An 18,987-nucleotide genomic window follows, 5' to 3' on the forward strand; every position below is an offset into this window, starting at 1 on the left:
CGGAGCGGTCGGCGATGACGGACGACGACCGGGACGGACCGGCGGCCGGGCTCTTCCTGCCCAGTCGCGAGTTCTTCCTGGCGTCGTCCATCGACGTCGCCCCGCGCCTGCTCGGCGGCATCCTCCGGCACGAGTCGCCGGAGGGCGCCGTCTCGCTCCGCATCACCGAGGTCGAGGCGTACATCGGCGACGGCCTCGACCCCGGCTCGCACGCCTTCCGAGGCCGCACCAAGCGCAACGCGGTCATGTACGGGGAACCAGGCCACCTCTACGCGTACTTCACCTACGGGATGCACGTCTGCGCCAACGTGGTCTGCTCGCCGTCAGGAGAGGCCTCCGCCGTGCTGCTGCGCGGTGCGGAGGTCGTCGAGGGCGAGGAGCTGGCGACGCTGCGCCGCTCCGGGCCGACCGGACGCGTCGTGCCGCGGCGCGACCTCGGCAGGGGACCGGCGCGCCTCGTCGTCGCCGCCGGCATCACCCTCGCCGACGACGGCGCCGACCTCTACGCCCCGCCGTTCTCGCTGCGGCTGCCGCGCATCCCGCTGCCGCACGAGACCGGCCGGCGTACCGGGGTCTCCGGCGCCGGCGGGGGAGCGGCGTTCCCGTGGCGGTACTGGCTGCCGGGGGAGAACTCGGTGTCGCCGTACAAGCGGCACCCGAAGTCGCACGACTAGGGCGGAGGCTCCGCGCCGTCGATCGTCCAGCTAGCCTGCGGCGATCCGGAACAGGGCGGCGCAGACGCACGCCCAGACGAGGCTGGTCAGCGTGCCGATGATGAACCGCTCGCGCGCTTCTGCCGCGTCCAGCTCGGTGAAGCGGCCGACGCCCTTGATGGCGACGAGCACGGCGATCGCCTCCGGGAACCCGGCGATGATCGCGCCGGTGGTCGCGAAGCGCTCCAGGAAGCCGATCGTCGTGCCGCCGCGCAGCACCTCGCGGGTGCCGTCGTGGCCGTCGACGCGGGCGTGCACGACGATGCCGCCGTTGGCTCCTGCGACGGTGGCTCTGGAGGCCAGGGCGAGCACCACCTGCGATGCCGGCCCTCCTCCCGCGACGCTCAAAGCGATGGCGACGATGCCGATGAGCACCTGGAACACCAGGGGTGCGTGCTGGCCGGGCAGGATCACCAGCACGACGGCGATGGCGAGCAGCCCGGACGCGACGTAGACCAGGGGGCGGCGAGGCGACCGGAGGGTGGCGACCATGCAGCACAGGGACGCGATGGAGAGCAGGAGGGCGAACGACCAGGCCACAATCGGCCCGATCACTCCGAACAGCGAGTGGATGGGGATGGTGGTCACGCTCTCTCCGTTCGCGGCTCTGCAACTGCGTGCCCGTCTCCGTCATCGGCACGCGCCACCAGCCTAGTCAGAGCAGGCACGGCGGCCAGCTCGACACGGAGGTTCGCCGCGCGGGCCCTGTCGTTGGCGGACTGCGGTGTGATGCCGAGGCGCGCCCCTGCCTCCGCCTGAGTGAGGCCGGTCACGATCAGGTCGTAGAGCTCCCAGCCCGCCTCGGACCGGCCGGCGCGGATGGTGAGGAGGAGGTTCAGCAGCGCTTCCGCATCGGCGGCGGCCTGCGCGGAGTCCAGAGCCTCCGCTGCGAAGCGGGTGGGGGCGCGCTTGGCCCTGGTGACGGCCTCCCTGGCGGCGATGAACGCATCCCCTGCTGCCTCGCGGGTCTCCTTCGGCAGCGGGGTGCGCACGGCTCCGATGCCGAGGCCGACGCTCCACGCGTCGTGCCTGGTGAGCTCGAGCGCGAGGTCGACGGCGGCGTCGGGGTGCGCGGTGAGCGCCTGGACCTCGTCGCCGGCATTGCGGTCGACGGGGAGGGCGAGGCGTTCGGAGTATCGGCGGTTGAGGTCGTCGACGGTGTCGGCGACGATGTCTGGCCGACTTCTGCTGTCGACCTGATCTGCGGTGATGACGTACACGCGAGCGCTCCCTTCATCAGGTCTGAGGACCTGATTCGGATCATATCAGGTCTACAGGCCTGATTCCAATGCGATCAGGGCTGTAGACCTGATCTGCGGAGGCGCGGCGCCGCGCGATCCCGCTGATAATCTGAGTGCGTGTCCGACTCCGAAACGCTCAACGCACAGGCCAACGATCCGTCCTTCGACGACGTCTGGGATGAGCTGGTGTGGCGCGGGCTCATCCAGGTCTCCACGGATGAAGCAGCGCTCAAACAGCTCCTCGCCGGAGAGCCTGTCACCTATTACTGCGGCTTCGACCCCACCGCGGCGAGCCTGCACCTCGGCAACCTGGTGCAGCTCCTCACCATGCGCAGGCTGCAGCTCGCCGGCCACAAGCCGCTCGGCCTCGTCGGCGGCTCCACCGGCCTGATCGGCGACCCTCGGCCGAGCGCCGAGCGCACCCTGAACACCAAGGAGACGGTCTCCACCTGGGTCGGCTACCTGCAGGGCCAGGTCTCGCGCTTCCTCAGCTCCGATGGCGACAACGCGGTGCGCCTCGTCAACAACCTGGACTGGACGGCTCCGCTGTCCGCCATCGACTTCCTCCGCGACATCGGCAAGCACTTCCGCGTCGGAACAATGCTCAAGAAGGACGCGGTCGCCGCGCGCCTCAACTCGGACGAGGGCATCAGCTACACCGAGTTCAGCTACCAGATCCTGCAGGGGATGGACTTCCTGGAGCTGTACCGCGCATACGGCTGCGTGCTGCAGACGGGCGGGAGCGACCAGTGGGGCAACCTCACCAGCGGAACCGACCTGGTGCGCCGCGTCGAGCACGTCTCCGTGCACGCCATCGGCACCCCGCTCATCACCAACAGCGACGGCACCAAGTTCGGCAAGAGCGAGGGCAACGCCATCTGGCTGGATGCGACGCTCACCAGCCCGTACGCCATGTACCAGTTCTGGGTGAACACCGACGACGCGGACGTGATCGACCGCCTCAAGGTGTTCACGTTCCTGACCAGGGCCGAGATCGAGCGTCTTGCACAGGCCGTCGCCGACGAGCCGTTCAAGCGCGAGGCGCAGCGCAGGCTCGCCTACGAGGTCACCAGCCTGGTGCACGGCGCGGAGGCGACGGATGCTGCGATCGCCGCCGCCCAGGCGCTGTTCGGCCAGGGCGAGCTCACGGCACTGGATGCGTCGACGCTCGAAGCCGCGCTGCGCGAACTGCCGAACACCACCACGGCTCCGACCGCGACCATCACCCAGTCGCTGGTCGACACCGGCCTCACGTCGAGCCTCGGCGAGGCGCGTCGTGCCATCGCACAGGGCGGCGTCTACGTGAACAACACCAAGGTGGACGACGGCGACGCCGCGGTGGGCGAGCTGGTGCTCCCCGGCGGCCTCATCGTGCTCCGCCGCGGCAAGAAGACGCTCGCAGGACTGTTCGTGGAGTAGTCAGGCGCCGGGGGCGGTGGCGGCCGATGCCGCTGCCGCCCCTGTCGGCGTGTGCTCACGGCCCCAGGTCGCGAAGGTGCCGTTCAGCTCGTACTCGCCGATGCTGCGTTCGCGCTGCCTCGCCGGGTTGTGCGACGCGAGCGTGCGCGCGTTGCGCCAGTGCCTGTCGAGTCCGTAGCCGAGGCCGACGGCGCTCGCCCCTCCCACCTCGAACAGCTCCGTGGTCGCGTCGAGGACGATCCTCGGCAGGATCTGCTGCACCCGGAAGACGCCGAGTGCCGCCTCCCGGTATGCCGCGCTCTTGTCCTCGCGCGTACGCAGCGTGTCGAGCTCGCGCGCGGCGGAGAGCACCAGTCTGCTCGCCGCATCCGCTGCGCTGCTGACCCGGCCGACGACCTGCTGCACGAGCGCATCGTGGCGGGGGAGCGCTTCGCCGGCGAAGCCGAAGATGCGTCGCCGGGGACGCACGAAGGCGACGGTGTCGCGGAGCGCCGCGGCAGCGATGCCCGCCTGCACGGCGAGCAGCGTGAGCTGGAAGACCGCGGCGACGTACTCGCCTGCGCCGTCGTCCTCGTCGCTCCAGGAGATCACATCGGCCGTCTCGATCGGCACGGACGTGAAGACCGTCGTGCCGCTGCCGGTGAGCGGCTGGCCGAAGCCGTCCCAATCGTCCACGGACGACACACCGGGATGCGACGCGTCGGCGACCACGTTCACCCTGTCGTCCCCGAGCCTCGCGGTGAGGAGGATCCAGTCGGAGTAGATGCTGCCGGTGGTGTAGTACTTGGTGCCGGACAGCCGCAGCCCGTCGGCGGTCGGCTCGACCACGGCAGCCACCTCCGCCGTGTCGCTGCGCTCCGACTGGGCATTCCCGACGAGGATCCCGGAGGCGGAGCGCGCCAGCCACGCATCCGCCCACGCTCGGTTGCCGTCGATGACGAGCCCGTCGACGAAGCCGATGTGACCGCGGAACACGTGGGCGAGGTTCGGGTCGATGGCCGCGAGGTGGATGAGGCGTTCGAACAGGTCCTCCAGCGAGCCGCCGAGGCCGCCGTGCTCGACCGGGACGCGCAGCGCGCCGAACCCGGCGCCGAGCAGTCTGCGCACCGGCTCGTGCAGCAGGACGCGGTCGCGCTCGCGCTCTCTGGTCGTGTCGGTGAGCTCGGAGGAGAGCTCGTCGATCGCCAGATCGAGCCCGTCGAATCGGCGGGAGAAGCGGACGCTGGGCGGGGCGGAGAGGGTCGTAGATGCAGCCATGGTCGGCGAGGTTACGCACGCTGCGCGCCGCCCGTCACCCTCCGTCGTCACGGAGCGTAAGGAACGTCACATTCCGCAATCTGGCTCGTTCGTGGCTCGTGCCCGCCGCGATAGTCGTCGCTCGAACCCCTCCCTGAAAGGACGACCGATGGCATCATCGCCCCTCGATACTCTCGGCGCACGAGCGCTGAGCCGACGCAACTTCCTGGCGGCCACCGCCATCGGAATCGCGAGCGCGACGATCCTCGCAGGCTGCGCAGCAGACGGAACGCCCGTCGCCGCCACCGGCACGCGCGGCGGGACGCTGACCTACCTCGACCCGGAGATCCCGACCTCTGCGCAGGTGCAGGAGTCCGGGACCTGGCAGACCAGGGACCTCATCCAGAACCTGGCCGACCGGCTGATCAACCGCAACCCGAAGACGTTCGAGCTGGAGCCGTGGATCGCGGAGAGCTGGACGACCTCACCGGACGGACGCGACTACACGTTCGTGATCCGGGAGGGCGTCACGTACTCGGACGGCACGCCGCTCGACGTCGCCAGCGTCAAGAAGAACCTGGAGTGGCAGGTGAACGGCGACAGCGCGAACGGCATCTCGGCGAACAGCCAGTTCCCGCGCGCCATCTCGGTCACCACCGATGTCGTCAAGCGCGAGGTGCACGTTCACCTGGACACCCCGTATGCGCCGTTCCTCAACGTGCTGACATCGTGGAGCTCCGGTCTCGTCGCCAACGCGACCATCGACGCATCCCACGACCAGCAGGTGAAGTACACCAAGCTCATCGGCAGCGGTCCGTTCCGGGTGTCGTCGGAGACCTACGGCAAGCAGTACGTGCTCGAACGCCGTGCCGACTACGCCTGGGCTCCGGCGAGCGCCAAGAACCAGGGCGAGTCGAAGCTCGACAAGATCGTCTGGATCCCGACCGAGGACGACGCGGTGCGGCTCGGCGCCGTGAAATCCGGTCAGGCCGGGATCCTGCGCTACGTCGAGCCGAAGGACGAGATCGCTCTCGCCAAGCAGAAGTTCACGATCGTCGCCAAGACGGGTGTCGGTCTGTCGAACCAGTGGTTCCTGCGCACGACGACCCCGCCGCTCGACGACATCCGCGTGCGGCAGGCGCTCTCGCACGCCATCGACCGCGAGCAGATCCTGAAGGACATCTACACCAGCAGCTGGACAGCCGCCACCAGTGTCCTTTCGCCGCACACCTTCGGCTACAAGGACGTCTCGGATGCGTTCGCCTACGACGCGAGCGCGGCGGAGAAGCTGCTCAGCGAAGCGGGCTGGACGGGCAAGGACTCGGCAGGCTACCGCACCAAGAACGGCACGAGGCTGCACCTCAAGACGTACATCGACGTGTACGACAACACCGGCAACGCCCTGTTCCAGGCCGTGCAGTCCCAGTTCAAGCAGCTCGGCATCGAGCTGGAGCTGAACAAGCTCGACTACTCGAGCTACTGGGCCAAGGCGTTCGCGGACAAGGAGGTCGGCTTCCTGCGGGTCGGCTGGCCGCATCCGGACCCCACCGTCGGGCTGGTCGAGTACTACAGCAAGGCAGGGTCGGACCTGCTCGGACTGAAGGGCTCGGACGCCACCCTGGAGAAGCTGCTCGCCGACCAGCTCACGGCCGTCGACGACGCCCAGCGATCGAGCCTCCTGCAGCAGACGCAGGACTACCTGGTCACGGAGAAGGCGTACGTGATCCCCATCCTGAACGACAGCCAGGTGTTCGTCGTCCGGCCGGGCATCACCGGGTTCGAGCTGTCGGACGGGGCGCTTCCGCTGTTCTCGAACGTGAGCGTGCCGAGCTGATCATGCCGTCGTTCGGATACGTTCTCCGACGGGTCGGGCAGTCCCTCGTCGTGATCTTCATCGTGTACGCGATCACGTTCATCGCGCTGTTCGTGCTGCCGGGTGATCCGATCGACAACAAGATCAACAATCCGGTGAGCCCGCTGCCGCAGTCGACCGCGGACGGCCTGCGGGCGTACTACAACACCGACAAGCCGGCGATCGTGCAGTTCTTCCTGTCGCTCACCCGGCTGGCGCGCGGCGACCTCGGGTTCTCGCTCACCAACGGCAAGTCGGTCGCCGACCTGATCGGGCAGGCGCTCGGCCAGACGCTGCCGCTCGCCGCCCTCGCTCTGCTGTTCACGGTTGTGCTGTCGCTCGCCATCGCGCTGGCGGCGACGTTCGCGCCGTGGAAGCCGGTGCGGGATGCGGCGCGCGCCGTCCCCGTGCTGTCCATCTCATCGCCGAGCTTCCTCGTCGGCTACGTGCTGATCGTCGTGTTCTCGTTCCAGCTCGGCTGGGTGTCGTCGATCACCGATCAGGGATTCGTCTCGCTCGTCCTCCCCGCGATCACGCTGGCGTTCGCGTCGAGCGGCGCGCTCAGCCAGGTGCTCATCCAGGGCCTGGGGGATGCGGCGAGCCAGCCGTTCGTGACCGTGCTGACCGCGAAGGGGGTGTCGCAGGGCGGGATCGTCCTCCGGCACGTCCTGAAGAACGGGGCCATCCCGTCGATCACGCTGCTCGCGCTGATCGTCGGAGACGTGCTCGCGGGCTCGGTGATCGTGGAGACGGTGTTCAATCGCACCGGCCTCGGCTACTTCACGTACACGAGCGTGCGCGATCAGGACACCCCCACCATCGAGGCGATCGTGCTCATCGTCTCGGCGGTGTACCTGTCGATCAACCTGATCACCGACCTCGTCTACCCTGCGCTCGACCCGCGGATCACGCAGGGCGGCGCCGGCGGTTCTGATCGAGCAGGCGGCCCCGGGGCGGAGCGTCGCAGGGCGCAGAAGAAGACGGAGGTGCCGGCATGACCGCGGAAGCGACGCTCACCCAGAAGCAGCGTGCTCGGAACAGGGACAGTCGGGGCCAGGGCGACGGGAGCGGACGGCGCGCGGCGATCGCGGCGAGTCTCGCCGGGCTCGCGCGCCGCCTCGGCTGGGTCGACTGGATCGCCGTCGCCCTTTTGCTCCTGCTGCTCGCCGCGCTGGTCGCGCCGGGACTGCTCGCCCACGACGACCCGCTCACGGGCGACCAGGCGAACGTGCTCGCCGCCCCGAGTGCGCAGCACTGGCTCGGTACGGACTACCTCGGCCGCGATCTGTGGTCGCGCATCGTGTTCGGCACGGGCAGGACCCTCCTCGGCTCGGCGGTCGCGGTGATCGTCGGGCTCGGCGTCGGCACGCTGCTCGGACTGATCGCGGCATCGGCCGGGGGATTCACGGACGCGGTGATCAGCCGCATCGTCGACGCGCTGCTGTCCATCCCCGGGCTGCTGCTCGCGATGGTGGTGGTGGTCTCGCTCGGCTTCGGCAGCCTGAACGCCGCCATCGCGGTCGGAGTCTCCTCCGTCGCCACCTTCACCAGGGTGATGCGGTCGCAGGTGCTGACAGTGAAGAACCTGCCGTTCGTCGAGGCGTCCGGCCACATCGGCGGCCGGCCGGGCTATGTGCTCTGGCGGCATGTGTTCCCCAACTCGTTCTCCGCCGTGCTCTCGCTCGCGGCGCTGCAGTTCGGCACGGCCATCCTGTGGATCTCCGCGCTCAGCTTCCTCGGCTACGGCGCCCCACCGCCCGAGCCGGAGTGGGGTCTGCTCGTCTCGGAGGGACGCCAGTACATCACCTCGTCCCCGTGGCTCGTGGTGTTCCCCAGCATCGCCATCGCACTGACCGTGTGGGCGATCAACCAGCTCAGCAACACCGCGAGGAACGGACGGAACCGTGACTGAACACGACGCAGCACCCCTGCTCCAGGTCACCGACCTGCGCATCGCATACCGGAGCGGCCGCGCGGAGACCGAGGTCGTCCACGGCGTCGGCTTCGACCTCGCCCGCGGCGAGACCCTGGCCCTCGTCGGCCAGTCCGGCTCTGGAAAGACCACCATCGCCCGCGCCGTCTCCGGCCTCCTGCCCGACGCGGGACGGGTCACAGCGGGGCGCGTCGTGCTGGACGGCACGGACGTCACCGCGTTCCGTCCGAAGGATTGGCGACCGCTGCGAGGCACCACGATCGGCTACGTGCCACAGGACCCGCTCAGCTCGCTCGACCCCCTGCAGCGCATCGGCGGCCAGCTCGCGGAGGCGATCAGGGTCGGTAGGCACGGCATCGCCCGCGCCGAGGTCAGGACGCGGGCGGTCGACCTGCTCGACCGCGTCGGCATCCCGAACCCGGAGGAACGTCTCTCGTCGTACCCGCACGAGCTGTCAGGCGGCCAGTTGCAGCGCGTCCTGATCGCCATCGCCATCGCGGCCGATCCCGCCTTCCTGATCGCGGACGAGCCGACCAGTGCGCTCGACGTCACGGTGCAGAAGCGCATCCTCGACCTCATCGACGAGCTCCGCGCCGAGCGCGGCCTCGGTGTGCTCTTCATCACGCACGACCTGGCGCTCGCCTCGGAGCGCAGCGACCACGTCGCCGTGCTGAACGGCGGCGACCTGCTGGAACACCGCAGGGTGGAGCACCTGCTGACCGGGGCGCAGCACGAGTACACCCAGCGGCTGTTCTCCGATGTGCCGGCCGCGACGCCGGGCAAGTACACGCACCTGCGGCTGGTCGGCAGGGACGAGCAGCCACCCGTCGTCAGCCTGCGCGAACTCGGCAAGGTGTTCCCTTCCCGTTCGGCGAAGGGCGACGGGGTCACGGCGCTCGACGGGGTGACGCTCGATGTCGCAGCAGGAGCCGTGCACGCGATCGTGGGGGAGTCCGGCTCCGGCAAGACGACGCTCGCGCGGATCGTCGCCGGGATCACGCCGTACACCTCCGGCACGGTCACGGTGCACGGCCACGAACGGCCCAGGGAGGCGTCCGCCTTCAACGAGCGGCCGGAGGACCTGCTCCTCGTCTACCAGAACGCGCTCGCCGCTGTGGACCCGCGGTTCACGGTCGAGCAGATCATCGCCGAACCGCTCAGGATCGGCGGGAAAGGGAACGGTGGCTCGTCCCGCGCGCGGCGCTCCAGGGTCATCGACGCCCTCGACTCCGTCGCGCTACCGCAGACCGTTCTCGGCCGCAGGGCGAGCGAGCTGTCCGGCGGCCAGCGGCAGCGCGTCGCCCTCGCCCGCAGCCTCGTGGTGGCCCCGCGCATCCTGGTGCTGGACGAACCGACATCGGCGCTTGACGTGACGGTGCAGTCGCAGATCATCGACCTGCTGTTCGACCTCAGGACGGCGCACGATCTCACCTACCTCTTCATCTCGCACGACCTCGGCCTGGTGGAGCAGATCGCCGACCACGTCTCCGTGCTCAGCCGCGGCGTACTGGTCGAGTCAGGGCCGGCCGGGGACCTGCTGGCGAACCCGCAGCACCCGTACACGCAGGAGCTGCTGGCGGCCGTGCCGGGGAGGGAGCTCTTCGAACGGAGCACAGTCGCGTACCGTTGACGGCATGGAAGCGACAGACAGGGGTGAGGACGGGCTCGTCTCCCGCCTCACCGTGATCGAGGAGCAGGCGCTCGACGCGCGGGCGGAAGCGTACGCGCAGGTGCAGGACGAACTGCGCGAACAGCTCGAGGGCGGCGACGTGCAGCGTGGCTGAATCCCGGCTGGACGTTGCACTCGCCGCCCGAGGTCTCGCCCGCTCGCGCACGCACGCGGCGACGGTCATCTCCGAAGGTCTGGTGACGGTGGACGGCGTTCCTGTGACGCGTGCATCGCACAAGGTGAGAGACGAGCAGGTCGTCGAGGTCGCCGGCGCCGACCACTACGTGAGCCGAGGCGCCCACAAGCTCGTCGGGGCACTTGATGCGTTCGGCATCGACGTCGCAGGACGGGTCGCGCTGGACGCCGGCGCATCCACGGGCGGGTTCAGCCAGGTGCTGCTGGAGCGCGGCGCCGCCAGGGTGATCGCCGTCGATGTCGGCCACGGCCAGCTCTCCCCGCTGATCGCGGGCGACGAGCGACTGACGTCGTTCGAGGGCGTCAACGTGCGCACGCTCACCGCGAGCAGCCTCGCCGGGTTGCTCGGCGAGGAACTGCGGCCGGACCTCGTGGTCGGCGACCTCTCGTTCATCTCTCTGACGCAGGTGCTCCCCGCTCTCGCAGAGACGGCGGCGGACGGCGCCGATTTCGTGCTGCTGGTCAAGCCGCAGTTCGAGGTGGGACGCACGGGCATCAAAGAGGGGATCGTACGCGACGCCGGACTCCGCTCCGACGCCGTGACCGGCGTGCTCTGGGCCGCGCACGACCTCGGACTCGGCACGAAGGGCTTCGTCGCTTCGCCGATCGCCGGCAGCCAGGGCAACCGCGAGTACCTGGTCTGGTTGAGCGCGTCCGGGACAAACCCGACCGAGTGGCTGGCCGAGGTGCAGTCGGCAACGACGCACTGACCGGCCGGCTCGATCGGCACGGCTCTCCACAGCCTGAGAGCTTTCCCCAACCTGTCGCGCGCTCACACAGACGTGCGGAAAACCGACAGAATGGGAAGACCGGATTCCACCACCAGAACGGAGCGTGACGCCAATGGATGCACCCGCCAGGTACATCCTCGTCGTCGCGCACACCGGTCGCCAAGATTCCCTCGAAGCAGGAGTGCAGGTCTGCACTCAGCTCATCGCGGCTGGTGTCGTGCCCGTGCTCAGCGAGGACGAACGGCGCGACGTGCTGGCCGCCAACCCGAGCTTCGACGACGTGGCCGTGCTCGGCGTCGACGTGCAGCCGAACGAGCTGGAGCTCGTCATCGTGCTGGGCGGCGACGGCACCATCCTGCGCGCGGCAGAGCTGATCAGGGGATGCTCCGCTCCGCTGCTCGGCATCAATCTCGGCCACGTCGGTTTCCTCGCCGAGAGCGAGCGGGACGACCTGGCCCTCGCCGTCGCCCGTGGACTGGCCAAGGACTACGAGGTCGAGGAGCGCATGACGCTCTCCGCGCGGGTCAAGCTCGGCAAGGAAGTCGTCTACGAGAGCTGGGCGCTCAACGAGGCGACGGTCGAGAAGGCGAGCCGCGAGCGGATGCTCGAAGTGGTGATCGAGGTGGACGGCCGTCCGATGTCGAGCTTCGGCTGCGACGGCGTCGTGATGTCGACGCCGACCGGATCGACGGCATACTCCTTCTCCGCAGGCGGTCCCGTGGTCTGGCCTGGCGTCGCCGCTCTGCTGCTCGTGCCGCTCAGCGCGCACGCCCTGTTCGCGCGCCCCCTGGTGGTCGACGCAGACTCGTCGCTCGCCGTCGAGCTGCTCGACCGAACCGGTGGCGCTGGCATCCTCTGGTGCGATGGCCGCCGCGCGTTCGACCTTCCGCCCGGCGCGCGCGTCGTGGTGCGCAGGTCGCCCATCCCTGTGCGCCTCGCCCGCCTGCATCCCGGTCCGTTCACCGACCGGCTCGTGCACAAGTTCAACCTTCCCGTCACCGGATGGAGGGGACCGGCCGACCGTGACTGAGAACCGTGGTGGGATCGAGGAGATCTCGATCAAAGACCTGGGAGTGATCGCCGACGCCTCCCTGCCGCTCGGCCCCGGATTCACGGCGATCACCGGTGAGACGGGCGCAGGCAAGACGATGGTCGTCTCCGCGCTCGGGCTGCTGCTCGGGGAGCGCGCCGACACCGGAGCCGTGCGGCTCGGCAGCGCGCAGGCCTGGGTGGAGGGCCGCTGGCGCATAGCGGAGTCGAGCGACGTGGTCGAGCGGGTGCGCGACGCAGGGGGAGACGTCGACCCCCTCGGCGGCGGAGGTGCTGAGCTGGTGCTCACGCGCTCCGTGTCGGCGGAGGGGCGATCGCGCGCGGTCGTCGGCGGACGCAGCGCCCCGGTGAGCGTGCTCACCGAGCTCGGCGGGCAACTCGTCGTGGTGCACGGTCAGTCCGATCAGATCCGGCTGCGGTCGGCCGTCGCCCAGCGGGAGGCCCTCGACCGGTTCGCCGGGCCGGACTTCGCCGCCGCCGTCGAGGCGTACGCGCAGGTCTTCCACCGCTGGCGCGACAACCGCTCGGAGCTCGACGAGCTGGTGGCCGACCAGGACAGGCGTGCCAGGGAAGCGGAGGATCTGCGCATCGCGATGGCGGAGATCGAGGCCGTCGCTCCTCAGCCCGGCGAGGACGACGAACTGGCCGAGCGCGCAGAACGTCTGTCGAACCTCGAAGAGCTGCGCCTGGCGGCGGCCAGCGCCAGGGAACTGCTCTCGGCCGAGGAGTCGGAGGGCGCGGACGCCCTCGGCCTCCTCGACAGCGCGAGGCGGCACTTGGAGCGCGTCTCCGAGCACGACCACGCGCTCGGCACGGTGGCTGAGGCCGTCGCGAACGCCAACTACCTGATCTCCGATGTCGCCGCCCAGCTCTCCACCTACCTCGCGACGCTCGACACGGACGGCGCACGCGAGCTCGAACTTGTGCAGGACAGGCGCGCAGAGCTCGCCACCCTCGTGCGCAAGTACGGCCCGACGCTCGACGATGTGATCGGCGCGCTCGACTCCGGCAGCTCCCGGCTGCTCGAACTCGACGGCGACTCCGACCGGATCGAGGAGCTGCGCGCGGAGGTCGAGGCGGACGCCGCGCTCGCCACCGAACTCGCAGAGGGGCTGAGCGCACAGCGGCGGTCGGCGGCCGAGCGGCTGAGCACGGCCGTCTCCGACGAGCTGACCGCCCTCGCGATGGCGGATGCGCGCGTCGTGGTCGAGGTCATCCAGCGCGAGGAGTTCACGGCGGCAGGACGCGACCAGGTGTCGATCCTGCTCCAGCCGCACTCCGGCGCAGAGCCACGGCCGCTCGGCAAGGGCGCGTCCGGGGGAGAGCTCTCCAGGGTGATGCTCGCGATCGAGGTCGTCATCGCGGGAACCGACCCCGTTCCCACCTTCATCTTCGACGAGATCGACGCGGGCGTCGGCGGCGCCGCCGCCATCGAGATCGGCCGCAGGCTCGCCAAACTCGCGGAGAGCTCGCAGGTGATCGTCGTGACGCACCTCGCGCAGGTCGCCGCGTTCGCGGGCAACCACCTCACGGTGGTGAAGGGCAGCGACGGCTCTGTGACCGCATCCAGTGTGCGGCAGCTGGGCGGAGACGAGCGGATCGCCGAGATGGCCAGGCTGCTCTCCGGCCTGCCGGACTCGGAGAGCGGGCTGGCGCACGCGCGAGAGTTGGTGGAGATGGCCGGGTCCGCAGGGTGATAGGATAAAAGCCCGTGGTGGATAAATCAGACGCGGGCATTTCGAACGGCATTACCAAGCACATTTTCGTGACGGGTGGTGTCGTTTCTTCGTTGGGCAAGGGTCTTACAGCGGCCAGCCTCGGCAACCTTCTCACTGCTCGCGGCCTCCGTGTCGTGATGCAGAAACTCGATCCGTACCTCAACGTCGACCCTGGAACGATGAACCCGTTCCAGCACGGCGAGGTCTTCGTCACGGATGACGGCGCTGAGACGGACCTCGACATCGGTCACTACGAGCGCTTCCTCGACATCAACCTCGGCCAGTCGGCCAACGTGACGACGGGGCAGATCTACTCGAACGTCATCGCCAAGGAGCGCAGGGGCGAGTACCTCGGTGACACGGTGCAGGTCATCCCGCACATCACCGACGAGATCAAGCGCAGGATGCGCCTGCAGGCCCAGCCTGGGCCGGACGGCGAGCCGGCGCCGGACGTCATCATCACCGAGATCGGCGGAACGGTCGGAGACATCGAGTCGCAGCCGTTCATCGAGTCGGCCAGGCAGGTGCGCCACGAGCTCGGCCGCAAGAACTGCTTCTTCGTCCACGTCTCGCTCGTGCCGTTCATGAACGCCTCCGGCGAGCAGAAGACCAAGCCGACCCAGCACTCCGTCGCCGCCCTGCGCTCCATCGGCATCCAGCCGGACGCGCTGGTGCTCCGCAGCGACCGCCCGGTCTCCGAGTCCAACAAGCGCAAGATCGCGCTGATGTGCGACGTGGACGAGTCCGCCGTGGTCAACGCGGTCGACGTTCCGAGCATCTACGACATCCCCACGATGCTGCACGACCAGGGCCTCGACGCATACATCATCGACCAGCTCGGCCTCGACAAGGCGGACGACGTCAACTGGGACGGCTGGAGCGAACTGCTCGACGCCGTGCACGACCCCAAGCACGAGGTCACGATCGGCCTGGTCGGCAAGTACATCGACCTTCCGGATGCGTACCTCTCGGTCACCGAGGCGCTGCGCGCCGGCGGTTTCGCGCACAACACCAAGGTGCACCTCAAATGGATCGCCTCGGACGAGTGCCAGACCCCGGAGGGCGCGGCAGCCCAGCTCGCCGACGTCGACGCGATCTGCGTGCCTGGCGGCTTCGGCGTCCGCGGCATCGAGGGCAAGCTCGGCGCGCTGCGGCTCGCCCGTGAGAACGGCATCCCCGCCCTCGGCCTGTGCCTCGGGCTCCAGTGCATGGTGATCGAGTACGCCCGCAACGAGGCCGGTCTCGCGGGAGCGTCGTCGTCGGAGTTCGACCCGGACACCGAGTTCCCGGTCATCGCCACGATGGCGGAGCAGGTGGAGATCATCGCGGGCGGCGACCTCGGCGGCACCATGCGACTCGGCCTCTACCCTGCGCTCCTCGCAGAGGGCTCGATCGTGTCAGAGCTCTACGGCGCCCCCGAGGCGTCCGAGCGCCACCGCCACCGCTACGAGGTGAACAACAACTACCGCGAGCAGATCGCGGACGCAGGGCTCTGGTTCTCCGGAACATCGCCGGACGGCCACCTGGTCGAGTACGTCGAGCTGCCTCGCGACGTGCACCCGTTCTATGTCGGCACCCAGGCGCACCCAGAGCTGCGGTCGCGCCCGAACCGCGCGCACCCGCTGTTCCGCGGGCTCGTCGGCGCCGCCCTCGACCGGCAGAAGGCCAGCATGCTGTTCGAAGTGGCCGCGGACGCCTGATGGCGGCCGAGGCGCAGTCTGCAGAGGTCCCGTCGACGGACGAGCTCACCGACGACCCGTTCTCTCCCGAGATCGTGTCGTCGGAGACGGTGTTCACCGGCCGCGTCTGGGACGTGCGCCACGAGACGTTCCGCTACAACGGCGATGTGATCGGCCGTGACTTCGTGGACCACACCGGCGCGGTCGCCGTGCTCGCGCTGGACGACGAGGACAGGGTGCTGCTGATCAAGCAGTACCGGCATCCCGTGCGGTATCGCGACTGGGAGATCCCGGCCGGACTGCTCGACGTACGCGGAGAGCGTCCCCTGGATGCGGCCAAGCGCGAGCTGGCGGAGGAAGCAGACGTCGAGGCCGACGAGTGGAACGTGCTGTCCGAGTTCTACACGAGCCCAGGAGGCAGCGACGAGGCGATCAGGATCTACCTCGCCCGCGGGCTGCGACCCACCGCAACGGCGTTCGACCGTTTCGACGAGGAGGCGGACATCGAGGTGCGCTGGGTGCCGCTCGACGACGCAGTGGATGCGGTGCTCGACCGGCGCATCCAGAACCCGTCGCTGACCATCGGCGTGCTGGCGGCGCAGCTCGGCAGGCAGAGCGGCTGGGCGAAGCTCGGCGCGGCGGACCTGCCGTGGCCGCGGCACCCGAAGCTCGGCGCATGACGGTCGAGACGGTCGCGGATTCGTACCTGCGGCACGTCTCGATCGAGCGCGGCCTGTCGGCGAACACGGTCGCAGCGTACCGCCGCGACCTCGGCGTGTACGCGGAGTGGCTGACCTCCCGCGACGTGACGGACCCCGCGGACATCACCACACCGATGATTTCCGAGTTCACCGTGCACCTCGGCTCGCGCGCCGAGTCGCCCCTGACCTCGTCGTCGCTCGCCAGGATGCTCTCCACGGTGCGCGGCTTCCACCGCTTCCTGCTCGACGAGGGGGTGGTCGAGGTGGATGTCGCACACGAGGTGAAGCCGCCGAAGCTCGCCAGCCGCCTGCCGAAGGCGATCAGTGTCGACCAGGTGTCCGCCCTGCTCGCGGCGACGGACGGCGACGACATCGCGGCGCTGCGCGACAAGGCGCTGCTCGAACTGCTCTACGCGACGGGCGCACGCGTCAGCGAGGCGGTGAACCTCAACGTGGACGACGTGATCGACGACGACATCGTGCGTCTCACCGGCAAGGGAAGCAAGCAGCGCATCGTCCCGCTCGGCAGCTACGCCAGGGCGGCCATCGACACCTACCTGGTGCGTGCGCGCCCTGCGCTCTCGCTGAAGGGCAGGGCGACCCCTGCACTGTTCCTCGGGATGCGCGGGGCCAGGCTGTCGCGCCAGAATGCATGGCTGATCATCCGGGCAGCGGCCGAGCGCGCCCAGCTCGGCGTCGAGGTCTCTCCGCACACGCTGCGGCACTCCTTCGCCACGCACCTGCTCGCGGGAGGCGCGGACGTGAGGGTCGTGCAGGAACTGCTCGGCCACTCGTCGGTGGCGACCACGCAGATCTACACGCTCGTCACTGCCGACACCCTGCGCGACGTGTACACCTCCGCGCATCCACGCGCCCGCTGACCGCACGAGTCGTGCGAAACGCGCGGTCCCGACGCGCTGCACCGCACGTTCTGCACGAACCGAGAGGCTGCTGACAGCGGCGGTGCGCCCCGCGAGATGGGGGTTGCGTCGGTAGGATGGGCAACTGACGTAAGTCAGCGACAAAAGGGACGAGGAACACGCAGGTGACGCGCAACGACGAGGTCAGAACCCAGCTTCCGGGCATGGATGACGCATCCCTCGCCGTGCCGCTCGGCCCGACGGGCCGCCCGCTGCGGTCGTTCCCCGTTCCCGCTCCGCTCAAGGGTCACGGGCCAGCGCGCATCATCGCGCTGTGCAACCAGAAGGGCGGCGTCGGCAAGACGACGACCAGCATCAACCTGGGCGCCACCCTCGCCGAGTACGGCCGCCGCGTGCTGGCCGTCGACTTCGACCCGCAGGGCGCGCTGTCCGCGGGGCTCGGAGCGCAGACGCACGACGTCACCACCATCTACGACCTGCTGCTGTCGCGTTCGAAGGACCCGGCGGAGGCGATCCAGAAGACCGGCGTTCCCGGGCTCGACATCATCCCGGCCAACATCGACCTGTCCGCAGCGGAGGTGCACCTCGTCAACGAGGTCGCCCGCGAGCAGATCCTGGCCAGCGTGCTGCGCAAGGTCAGCGGCGACTACGACGTGATCCTGATCGACTGCCAGCCGTCGCTCGGCATCCTCACGGTGAATGCGCTGACCGCGGCGCACGGCGTGCTCATCCCGCTTGAGTGCGAGTACTTCGCGCTGCGCGGCGTCGCCCTGCTGATCGAGACGATCGACAAGGTGCGCGAGCGCTTGAACCCGGCGATCGAGCTCGACGGCATCCTCGCCACCATGTACGACTCCCGCACGCTGCACTCCCGCGAGGTCCTGGAGCGGGTCGTCGACGCCTTCGGCGACCGGGTGCTCGAGACGGTCATCTCGCGCACGGTCAAGTTCCCGGACGCCTCCGTCGCCGCCACCCCGATCACGCAGTTCGCGCCGGAGCACTCCGCGGCGGAGGCGTACCGCCAGCTGGCGAGGGAACTGATCGCGCGTGGCGCCGTCGCCTAGCGCCACCGGGAGCGAGGACGCCGCAGACGGTCAGGTGGCTGAAGCCCAGGAGGCCGTCCAGCCCGCGACGTTCCGCGTCGCCCTCGGCGCGTTCGAGGGTCCGTTCGACCTGCTGCTGTCGCTGATCACCAAGCACGAGCTCGACATCACCGAGATCTCGCTGAGCCGGGTCACGGACGAGTTCATCGCCTACCTCCGCGCGCTCGACTCCGAGGACAGCCTCGACGAGGCGAGCGAGTTCCTGCTCGTCGCCGCCACCCTGCTCGACCTCAAGGTGGCCGGGCTCCTCCCGCAGGGAGAACTGGTGGATGCGGAGGACGTCGCGCTGCTCGAAGCCCGCGACCTGCTGTTCGCGCGGCTGCTGCAGTACCGCGCCTTCAAGGAGGCATCGTCGTGGTTCCAGGCGGGCATGGAGGCGGAGGCCACCAGGCACACGCGCACCGTGCGGCTGGAGGACAAGTACCGGCAGCGCACGCCGGAGCTGGTCTGGACCCTGACCGCAGACGACTTCGCAGCCATCGCCACCCTCGCGCTCACTCCGCGGGAGATCCCCGTCGTCGGGCTCGACCACCTGCACGCTCCGCTGGTGAGCATCAGGGAGCAGGCAGCCCTCGTGGTGGGGATGCTGCGCTCGGGGGAGACCGTGACGTTCCGGCAGCTCGTTGCGGGGGCAGACCTCAAGGGCGTCGTGATCGCGCGGTTCCTCGCCGTGCTGGAGCTGTACCGGCACGCGGCGATCGCGTTCGAGCAGCTCGAACCTCTCGGTGAGCTGACGCTCCGCTGGACGGCGGAGCACTGGTCGGAGGAGAATCTGTCGAATTTGGGAGCGGACTATGACGGTTGAGAATGACGTGGCTGCCCGGGAGGCATTGACGTCGCAGGAGGCTGTGACGTCGCAGGAGGCT

The 18,987-nt window shown here is 69.4% G+C and carries 18 protein-coding genes; 15 read left to right on the forward strand and 3 right to left on the reverse strand.

The annotated features are described in order from the left end of the window. Window positions 1–14: 14 nt before the first annotated feature. Window positions 15–674, forward strand: coding sequence for a DNA-3-methyladenine glycosylase (locus ACIRCZ_RS15085; protein ID WP_402854473.1), 660 nt, complete (start codon window positions 15–17; stop codon window positions 672–674). Between the two features lie 30 nt (window positions 675–704). Here the strand turns inward: ACIRCZ_RS15085 and ACIRCZ_RS15090 are convergent, their stop codons facing one another. Together ACIRCZ_RS15090 and ACIRCZ_RS15095 are read right to left on the reverse strand one after the other, a co-directional pair. After that, window positions 705–1,301: a hypothetical protein gene (locus tag ACIRCZ_RS15090; RefSeq protein WP_402854475.1), complete on the reverse strand. Its 597-nt coding sequence runs from the start codon at window positions 1,299–1,301 to the stop codon at window positions 705–707. After that, on the reverse strand, window positions 1,298–1,933 hold the full coding sequence (locus ACIRCZ_RS15095; RefSeq protein WP_402854477.1) for a DNA-binding protein: 636 nt from the start codon (window positions 1,931–1,933) through the stop codon (window positions 1,298–1,300). Before ACIRCZ_RS15095 ends, ACIRCZ_RS15090 begins: the two co-directional genes overlap by 4 nt. 138 nt (window positions 1,934–2,071) lie before the next feature. Between ACIRCZ_RS15095 and tyrS the strand changes: the two genes are divergently transcribed. Then, window positions 2,072–3,373, forward strand: coding sequence for a tyrosine--tRNA ligase (tyrS, locus tag ACIRCZ_RS15100; protein WP_402854479.1), 1,302 nt, complete (start codon window positions 2,072–2,074; stop codon window positions 3,371–3,373). On the opposite strand, the gene ACIRCZ_RS15105 is transcribed toward tyrS, so the two are convergent. After that, window positions 3,374–4,630: an acyl-CoA dehydrogenase family protein gene (locus ACIRCZ_RS15105; protein WP_402854481.1), complete on the reverse strand. Its 1,257-nt coding sequence runs from the start codon at window positions 4,628–4,630 to the stop codon at window positions 3,374–3,376. A gap of 148 nt (window positions 4,631–4,778) precedes the next feature. Between ACIRCZ_RS15105 and ACIRCZ_RS15110 the strand changes: the two genes are divergently transcribed. From ACIRCZ_RS15110 to ACIRCZ_RS15170, 13 genes are all read left to right on the forward strand, one after another. Beyond that, entirely contained in the window at window positions 4,779–6,443 is a 1,665-nt protein-coding gene (locus ACIRCZ_RS15110; RefSeq protein WP_402854483.1) for an ABC transporter substrate-binding protein, read from the forward strand. A gap of 2 nt (window positions 6,444–6,445) precedes the next feature. Next, complete coding sequence (locus ACIRCZ_RS15115; RefSeq protein ID WP_402854485.1) at window positions 6,446–7,459, forward strand: ABC transporter permease; 1,014 nt, start codon at window positions 6,446–6,448, stop codon at window positions 7,457–7,459. Continuing rightward, window positions 7,456–8,373, forward strand: coding sequence for an ABC transporter permease (locus ACIRCZ_RS15120; RefSeq protein WP_402854487.1), 918 nt, complete (start codon window positions 7,456–7,458; stop codon window positions 8,371–8,373). The genes ACIRCZ_RS15115 and ACIRCZ_RS15120 overlap by 4 nt, the downstream gene beginning before the upstream one ends. Then, a complete protein-coding gene (locus ACIRCZ_RS15125) occupies window positions 8,366–10,024 on the forward strand; it encodes an ABC transporter ATP-binding protein (RefSeq protein WP_055891149.1) in 1,659 nt (552 codons plus the stop codon). The genes ACIRCZ_RS15120 and ACIRCZ_RS15125 overlap by 8 nt, the downstream gene beginning before the upstream one ends. 4 nt (window positions 10,025–10,028) lie before the next feature. Further along, window positions 10,029–10,178: a hypothetical protein gene (locus tag ACIRCZ_RS15130; RefSeq protein ID WP_402854489.1), complete on the forward strand. Its 150-nt coding sequence runs from the start codon at window positions 10,029–10,031 to the stop codon at window positions 10,176–10,178. Next, window positions 10,171–10,968: a TlyA family RNA methyltransferase gene (locus tag ACIRCZ_RS15135; protein WP_402854491.1), complete on the forward strand. Its 798-nt coding sequence runs from the start codon at window positions 10,171–10,173 to the stop codon at window positions 10,966–10,968. Before ACIRCZ_RS15130 ends, ACIRCZ_RS15135 begins: the two co-directional genes overlap by 8 nt. 133 nt (window positions 10,969–11,101) lie before the next feature. Further along, window positions 11,102–12,019 (forward strand): NAD kinase, encoded by a 918-nt coding sequence (locus tag ACIRCZ_RS15140; RefSeq protein WP_055891158.1) that lies wholly within the window; start codon window positions 11,102–11,104, stop codon window positions 12,017–12,019. Then, window positions 12,012–13,736 carry a DNA repair protein RecN gene (gene recN, locus ACIRCZ_RS15145; RefSeq protein ID WP_055891161.1) on the forward strand — a complete coding sequence of 575 codons (1,725 nt, stop codon included), beginning with the start codon at window positions 12,012–12,014 and terminating at the stop codon, window positions 13,734–13,736. Before ACIRCZ_RS15140 ends, recN begins: the two co-directional genes overlap by 8 nt. 14 nt (window positions 13,737–13,750) lie before the next feature. Beyond that, a complete protein-coding gene (locus tag ACIRCZ_RS15150; RefSeq protein ID WP_082581233.1) occupies window positions 13,751–15,457 on the forward strand; it encodes a CTP synthase in 1,707 nt (568 codons plus the stop codon). After that, a complete protein-coding gene (locus ACIRCZ_RS15155) occupies window positions 15,457–16,116 on the forward strand; it encodes an NUDIX hydrolase (protein ID WP_055891164.1) in 660 nt (219 codons plus the stop codon). The genes ACIRCZ_RS15150 and ACIRCZ_RS15155 overlap by 1 nt, the downstream gene beginning before the upstream one ends. Further along, window positions 16,113–17,018 (forward strand): site-specific tyrosine recombinase XerD, encoded by a 906-nt coding sequence (gene xerD, locus ACIRCZ_RS15160; protein WP_055891167.1) that lies wholly within the window; start codon window positions 16,113–16,115, stop codon window positions 17,016–17,018. The genes ACIRCZ_RS15155 and xerD overlap by 4 nt, the downstream gene beginning before the upstream one ends. Before the next feature lie 203 nt (window positions 17,019–17,221). Then, window positions 17,222–18,082, forward strand: a complete 861-nt coding sequence (locus tag ACIRCZ_RS15165) for a ParA family protein (RefSeq protein ID WP_402854573.1) — start codon at window positions 17,222–17,224, stop codon at window positions 18,080–18,082. Next, a complete protein-coding gene (locus ACIRCZ_RS15170) occupies window positions 18,066–18,926 on the forward strand; it encodes a ScpA family protein (protein WP_055891175.1) in 861 nt (286 codons plus the stop codon). Before ACIRCZ_RS15165 ends, ACIRCZ_RS15170 begins: the two co-directional genes overlap by 17 nt. The last annotated feature ends 61 nt before the right edge of the window (window positions 18,927–18,987 follow it).

It is taken from the genome of Leifsonia sp. NPDC102414, from assembly GCF_044765685.1.
In the GTDB taxonomy this organism is placed as follows: Bacteria; Actinomycetota; Actinomycetes; order Actinomycetales; family Microbacteriaceae; genus Leifsonia.